The 6,963-nt window shown below is 61.8% G+C and carries 7 protein-coding genes; 1 reads left to right on the plus strand and 6 read right to left on the minus strand.

Going from position 1 to position 6,963, the window contains the following annotated elements:
• Together ACGVJ8_RS08740 and msrB are read right to left on the minus strand one after the other, a co-directional pair.
• Positions 1–792: aminoacetone oxidase family FAD-binding enzyme (locus ACGVJ8_RS08740; protein WP_392347299.1), on the minus strand; the 792-nt coding region annotated here is incomplete at its 3' end.
• Positions 764–1,267: a peptide-methionine (R)-S-oxide reductase MsrB gene (gene msrB, locus ACGVJ8_RS08745; protein ID WP_392347301.1), complete on the minus strand. Its 504-nt coding sequence runs from the start codon at positions 1,265–1,267 to the stop codon at positions 764–766. The genes ACGVJ8_RS08740 and msrB, both read right to left, overlap by 29 nt.
• A 40-nt stretch (positions 1,268–1,307) precedes the next feature.
• On the opposite strand from msrB, the gene dusA reads away from it, so the two are divergent.
• Positions 1,308–2,303, plus strand: a complete 996-nt coding sequence (dusA, locus tag ACGVJ8_RS08750; RefSeq protein WP_392347303.1) for a tRNA dihydrouridine(20/20a) synthase DusA — start codon at positions 1,308–1,310, stop codon at positions 2,301–2,303.
• Positions 2,304–2,316: 13 nt separating this feature from the next.
• On the opposite strand, the gene ACGVJ8_RS08755 is transcribed toward dusA, so the two are convergent.
• From ACGVJ8_RS08755 to ftsY, 4 genes are all read right to left on the minus strand, one after another.
• A complete protein-coding gene (locus ACGVJ8_RS08755) occupies positions 2,317–2,796 on the minus strand; it encodes an RNA recognition motif domain-containing protein (RefSeq protein WP_392347305.1) in 480 nt (159 codons plus the stop codon).
• A 126-nt stretch (positions 2,797–2,922) separates the two neighbouring features.
• Positions 2,923–4,341, minus strand: coding sequence for an argininosuccinate lyase (gene argH / locus ACGVJ8_RS08760; RefSeq protein ID WP_392347307.1), 1,419 nt, complete (start codon positions 4,339–4,341; stop codon positions 2,923–2,925).
• Between the two features lie 28 nt (positions 4,342–4,369).
• On the minus strand, positions 4,370–5,782 hold the full coding sequence (locus tag ACGVJ8_RS08765; RefSeq protein WP_392347309.1) for a PP2C family protein-serine/threonine phosphatase: 1,413 nt from the start codon (positions 5,780–5,782) through the stop codon (positions 4,370–4,372).
• A 35-nt stretch (positions 5,783–5,817) separates the two neighbouring features.
• Positions 5,818–6,963: signal recognition particle-docking protein FtsY (gene ftsY, locus ACGVJ8_RS08770; RefSeq protein WP_392347311.1), on the minus strand; the 1,146-nt coding region annotated here is incomplete at its 5' end.

A 6,963-nucleotide genomic window follows, 5' to 3' on the forward strand; every position in this document is an offset into this window, starting at 1 on the left:
CTCACCCCGATAACGACTCTGATACAGAGCCCTGGCGGCAAAAGCTGAGAGACGCAGCGTGGCCGGACCACTCAGACCGCGATGGGTGATCAGCACCCGCCCGATCTGGCGGAAGCGCTGGTTGCCCAGGTTCAGATCAAGGCCGACATCGTCAATGACAATGCCACTGCAGGCTGTCAGGGCCGGAGCCTGCAGCGTGAGGCTGAACAACGACGGCACCGGCGGTACCACCTGGTGACCAAGAGAATCCGCCAGTTTGCGGCCACTGGGATGCGCCCCCGTGGCCAGCATCAAACAGCGCCCATACAAAGGCTCCAGGCCGCGGCCCTCGAGCACAAACCCCCCCTCGGGGTGAACGCGCACCTGCTGGACCATGGCCTTCGTGCGCAGCTTTACACCCGACGCCCTTGCCGCCTTCTGCAGGCACTGAATCACGGCCTCAGAACGGTTCTGCTGCGGGAACATCCGTCCATCGGATTCCTCCACCAGGGTGAGCCCGTGCTCGTCAAACCAGGCGATCGCATCGCCGCAGGCAAAGCGACTGAAGGGCCCCCGCAAGGGTCGACTGCCACGGGGGTAATGGGTGGCCAATTCACGAGGGTCCCAGCAGGCATGGGTCACGTTGCAGCGCCCGCCGCCGCTGATGCGCACCTTCTGGAGGGGCTCAGGGGTGCTTTCCAGCACCAGCACATGCCGAACCCCCTGCTCGGCTGCAGTGATCGCTGCCATGTACCCGGCAGGACCACCACCAACAACAATCAGATCAAGCGGGCTGGAAGCGGAGGGTGACACCGTTGTTGCAGTAGCGCTTGCCGGTGGGTCGTGGTCCGTCATTAAACACGTGGCCCTGGTGCCCACCACAACGGCTGCAGTGGTATTCCGTGCGCGGCAGGATCAATTTGAAATCTACTTTCATGGCGATGGCCCCATCCAAGGGCTGCCAGAAGCTGGGCCAGCCGGTGCCGCTGTCGAATTTGGCCTCTGACGAAAACAACGCTGCATCACAACCGGCGCAGTGATAGGCGCCGGAACGCTTCTCCCCATTGAGCGGACTCGTGAATGGGCGTTCCGTTCCCTCATTGCGCAACACGTCATAGACCTGGGGAGACAACCGCTCACGCCACTGGTCGGCATTGAGATCCCACGAGGGATCGCCAGCTTTGGACGCCGCCAGCACAGGCTGAGGCCTCCAGAGACTGCCAAACACCCCTGCCATTGCCGTCAACAACAGCGATCGACGGGACAGAACGGCGGCACTCAAGCTCATCGATGCTGAAGCGGGAATCGTGGGCGGTTCTAATGGATTGATGACGGCCTCCGGATTCACCGCTGCCTACCGCTTCAGTGTGGCCCCGATGCTGGATTGCACTGACCGCCACTTCCGGGTGCTGATGCGGCAGATCAGCCGCAGGGCCCTGCTCTACAGCGAAATGGTGGTGGCGCAGGCACTGCACCACAGCAAGCGACGCAACAAGCTGCTGGACTTTGATCCTGTGGAGCATCCCATCGCACTGCAGGTGGGGGGAGACGATCCAACTCTGCTAGCCGAGGCAGCACGACTGGCGCAGGACTGGGGCTACGACGAAATCAACCTCAATGTGGGTTGTCCCAGCCAGAAGGTGCAAGCAGGAAATTTCGGAGCCTGCCTTATGGCGGAGCCGGATCTGGTCGCCCGCTGCGTGGAAGCCATGGTGGACGCAGGGGGACTCCCCGTGACCGTAAAGCATCGGATCGGCATTGACGATCTCGACAGCGATGCGCTGCTGACAAATTTCGTGGATCGGGTGGCACTGGCTGGGGCCAGCCGCTTCGCGGTTCATGCCCGTAAGGCCTGGCTGGAGGGCCTGGATCCCAAGCAGAACCGGACAATTCCTCCGCTGCAGCATGACCGCGTGGTGGCTCTCAAACAACGCCGCCCCGATCTGGTGATTGAACTCAACGGGGGGCTGGAATCCCCTGAAGCCTGCCTTCAGGCGCTGGAGGGATGCGATGGTGCCATGGTGGGACGGGCGGCCTACAGCCATCCCCTGCGCTGGACCAGCGTCGATGCCTTGATTTTCGGGGAGGAGTCACGCCAGATCCTGGCGTCAGACGTTGTGGACGGGCTGCTCCCCCATGCGGCCGCTCATCTGGAGCGAGGGGGCCGACTCTGGGACCTCTGCCGTCACCTAGTGAAACTCGTGGAAGGCGTCCGTGGTGCAAGGCACTGGCGGCGGGAACTGGGGGAGAAAACCCAGCGTCCCGGGGCCGATGTGACTGTCCTGGTCCAAGCCGGGCAGCAGCTCAAGGACGCAGGACTCTGATCAACGGCTGAGGTCAGCCCTCAGCTCCGCCGTAACCGGAATAATCATCGCCACCGCCACTAGACGATCCACGCCTACGACGGCTGCGCCCTTCGTCGTAGGCGTTGCCCTCTCCAGCATTATCGCGGGCGCCATAGCTACGGTCTTCCCAGCCCCGTGCGCCGGAGGGACGATCACCGCCGCCGTAGCCGTAGCCGCCGCCGTAGCCACCGCCGCCGTAGCCACCGCCGCCACCACGACGGGGGGCGCTGCCGCGGGGCTCCGCTTTATTGATCCGCAGAGGACGGCCCATCAGTTCTGCACCCTGCAGCCCCTCAATCGCTGCCTCTTCGGTGGCCTCATCGGCCATCTCAATGAAGGCAAAACCACGCTTGCGGCCTGTATCCCGCTCGAGGGGTAGCGCGCAGTTGGTTACTTCACCGAACTGGGCAAACAGTTCGATCACATCTTCCTGCTCAGCGCGGAAGGGAAGGTTGCCGACAAAAATGCTCACGTTTTGCGTGGACCGGGTACGAAACAGTGGACCGATGAGGCCTTGAACATTGCCATCGGGCCATGACTCCGGAACGAAGTGACATACCTCTGGCTGATTAAGCGTAGACCCGTTTATGGGTGAGAGTCATCCCACCGGCTGAGTTTCGTTGAAACGCTGTAACCAGCGCTGAAGCTGTTCATTAACACGCTCAAATCCTGTCCCCCCTTCACTGCGACGGGCGGCCACAACAGCACGGGGAGCCAAGGCGTCATGCAGATCCGCCTCAAAGGCCGGGTGGAGTTCCTTCCAGGCACTCAGATCAAGATCCCGCAACAGACATCCCTGCTCCAGACAGCGCCGGACAACAGCACCGACCAATTGATAAGCCTCGCGAAATGGAACACCGCGAGACACCAGATAGTCGGCCACATCCGTTGCATTGGAGAAATCCTGCTCCACCGCTTCATTGAGGCGCTCGACTCTGAAATCAAGCCCTTCCTCAAACAAAATCGCCATCGCCTCAACACAATCACGTGTTGTACGGAAGGCATCAAACAGCGCCTCCTTGTCTTCCTGAAAATCCTTGTTGTAGGCCAGAGGAAGACCCTTGATCATGGTCAGCAATCCCTGGAGATGTCCGAAGACCCGTCCGGTCTTGCCCCGAACCAGCTCAGGCACATCGGGATTCTTCTTCTGGGGCATCAGGCTGCTGCCCGTGGCACAGCGGTCGCTGAGCCGCACGAAACCGAATTCCTCGGACGCCCAGACGATCACCTCTTCCGCCAGACGGCTGAGATGAACCATCACCAAGGAAGCGGCAGCAGAGAACTCAACGCAGAAATCACGGTCACTGACCGCATCGAGGCTGTTGGCATAAACCGCTGAAAAACCCAGCTCCTTCGCGGTGCGCTGGCGATCAATCGGTACCGGCGTGCCCGCCAGGGCAGCAACGCCAAGCGGGCAGATGTTCACGCGTTTCCGCACATCCTGAAGACGCTCACGGTCGCGCTCCAGCATCTCGACATAGGCGAGCAGGTGATGGGCGAGACAGAGCGGCTGGGCCCGTTGCAGGTGGGTGTACCCGGGAATCATGGTGCGGCGATGGCGATCCGCCTGGGTCAGCAGCGCCCCCTGCAACCGCTGCAGATCCTGATCCAGGCCATCCAGCCGTCGCCGCAGCCAGAGGCGTAGGTCAGTCCCAACCTGATCGTTACGGCTACGTCCAGTGTGCAACTTCTTGCCCACTGGACCGAGCAAGACAATCAGCCGGCGTTCCACAGCGAAATGAACATCCTCATCAGCCAAGCCGGGCTGGAAACTACCGGATACCGCCTCAGCACGAACCGTCTCCAGGCCCTCCACCAACTGCTCAGCTTCCGCCTCCGTGATCACTCCCACGCTGGCGAGCATCCGGGCATGGGCGATCGACCCATCGAGATCCTCCTGAAGAAGGGTCAGATCAAAACCGATGGAGGCGTTGAACGCCTCGATGAAAGGATGCAGACCCTGCTCAAAACGATCGCTCCAGGTGCCTGCAGCACCACCGGTAACCCCACCAGCCATCAATTCATCCGTCGATTTCCTCAGCTTGTCAGGCGATTGACCGTCCCTGCACACTCGGCAACGTGACCGCCTCCGGAACTTTCAGCACCACAAGCGAGGCGTCATCCTCTAACTGACGATCCGGACCAACAAAACGGTCCAAGCGTTCAAACAGGCTTTCAAGAATTCCCTGCGCTCCCTGACCACTGCGACAGGCCGTTTCAAGGGCATGAATCAGCCGCACCTCATCGAAACGATCGCCCGTGATCCCCGGTGCTTCGGTGACACCATCGGTGTAGTAAAGCAACACGTCTCCCGGTTCGAGGCGAATCTCTCCAAGGGCGAACTCAGCTTCAGGTTGGAGACCAATCAGAAGCCCAGCCGCATCGAGCCGCATGATCACCCGTCGCTCGGCGCGCCAAAGCAGGGGCGGGTTGTGGGCCGCATTGGCATAACGCAACCGCAGCGTACGCGGATCCAGGTCGGAATAAAACAGCGTCACAAACCGGTGCGACTGCGCAAGGTCTTCCTGCGCCAGCTGGTTGAGGTCGTGGAGAATCCGATCCGGTGGCAGACCGCTGAGAACCTCAGCGCGCAGCATTCCGCGCAGCATCGTCATCAGCAGACCAGCGGGCACGCCTTTGCCCATGACATCGCCCATCACCAGGGCCCAGCGACCCCGCTCACGGCGTCGACCGATGAGTTCCGGACGGGTGGGAATGAAGTCGTAGTAGTCACCGCCCACCTGAAAAGCAGGCCGACAGCGCGCGGCCAGATCAACGCCCTCGATCACGGGGCAATGATCAGGCAACAACTGGGCCTGAATCTCTGCACCGATGCTGAGTTGTCGATCCACCCGCTCATGCCGGCGGGCGTCCTGCAGCATCTGATCGTTTTCGATCGCAACACCAGCAAGATCCGCCACCAACTGAACGTGCCGACGGTGCACCTCGGTCCAGACCAACGAGCCGTTGCGGGCGTAGACGTAAAGGCGGCCCCGCGGCCGACCACGGGCCGTCACAAACGTGGCAAACAAAGCCGCTTTGGGAAGGCAGCGTTGCACCAGCCGGTCGAGCGCCTGCTGCTGCTGATCGTCGCTGCCGAAACCCACGGCAGCGCCGGGTTTAAAGGCAGCCAAGCGCCGCAGCAGATCCTGGGACGGCTCAGCTGGACTCCCCTGCAGCTGATCACGCCAGAGGCGACCATCCGCCTGAAACGGAACAAGCAAGGCCCCCTCCACACCCACCAGACGCGAGGCCACGACAGGCACAAGCTCGAGAAAGCGCTGGAGGTTGGTGAAGCTGCGGAGGGCAAACCCCAGGGAGACCAACAGATCCTGATTACGGCGCTGTTCGCTGCTGAGGCTGTCAAACAGCTGACGCAACGAAGCCATGGCTTCGGGCGAGGGGTTCCCGGTCCGCTGCGCAGAGCTGGGATGACGTCCGGGCGGCTTGCTGCTCAACCTCGCACCCCCAAGGTTCGCAAGGTAGCAACGCTTCAGCGTCCAGCCAGCAGAGCCTCAACGAATTCAAAACTGTTGAAGGGGCGCAAATCGCGAATTCCTTCCCCAGCGCCGATGAAACGAATCGGCAATCCAGCCTCAGACGACACCGCCAGAGCGACGCCGCCACGGGCTGTACCATCGAGTTTGGTGATCACAACGCCGGTGAGGCCGGCCGCCTGGGCAAAGGCCATGGCCTGGCGAAGCCCGTTCTGACCCTGACTTGCATCAAGAACCAGCAAGGATTCAACCTTCGCCTCCGGCGCCAAACGGTCGATGATCTTTCTGACTTTTTGGAGTTCCTCCATCAGGTTGTGCTTGGTCTGCAACCGTCCGGCGGTGTCCACCAACAGCAGATCAGACTTCCGCGAGCGAGCGGCGCCAATCGCATCGAAGACAACGGCAGCCGGGTCGGCATTGCTGCTGGGGTTGGACACCACTGGAACATCACTGCGCTCTCCCCAGACCTCAACCTGCTGGACGGCTGCAGCCCGGAAGGTATCTGCTGCCGCGATCAGAGCCGAATAGCCGCTGCGAACAGCCAGGTTGGCGAGTTTCCCCAGGGTGGTGGTCTTACCAACTCCATTCACCCCCACCATCAACCAGATGTTGAGGCGATCCCGTTCGGGTGCCAGAAGAGGAACACCACTGGCCTGGATCGGGGCATCCAACAGGCCACGCAGCTGTTCCTTGAGGAAGCGAATCCCTTCCGCAGGGTCGACCACCTCCTCATTCATCCGCTGACGCAAGGCATCCAGCACCTGATCGGTAGCCTGGACGCCAGCATCCGCCCTGAGCAAAAGGGTTTCGAGATCGTCGAGAACCTCCGGCGTCAGCGGGTCGTCACCGAGATTCTCCAGAAGGCTAGTAACAAAGCCCTGACGGGTCTTTTCAAGGCCGCGGCGAAGCCGGCCCAACCAATCGATTTCCTCGAAGGAAACCTGATCGACGCGACGGCCCTGGGCCGCGAGCACCTCGGCAGACCAGGTGAAGTCCTGATCAAAGTCACCCAGCTGCGGCTCGTCCGAGTCGCCCGTGTCGCCCGTTGGCGCAGGGGTGGGAGCCGGCGTGAGTGCAGGGGGAGCCTCAAGAGCCCTTTCATCCAGATCCTGCTGTCGCTGCTGGCGCTGAGCCGCGGCCTG

The sequence above is a fragment of the Parasynechococcus sp. genome (assembly GCF_042954245.1).
GTDB lineage: Bacteria > Cyanobacteriota > Cyanobacteriia > PCC-6307 > Cyanobiaceae > Parasynechococcus.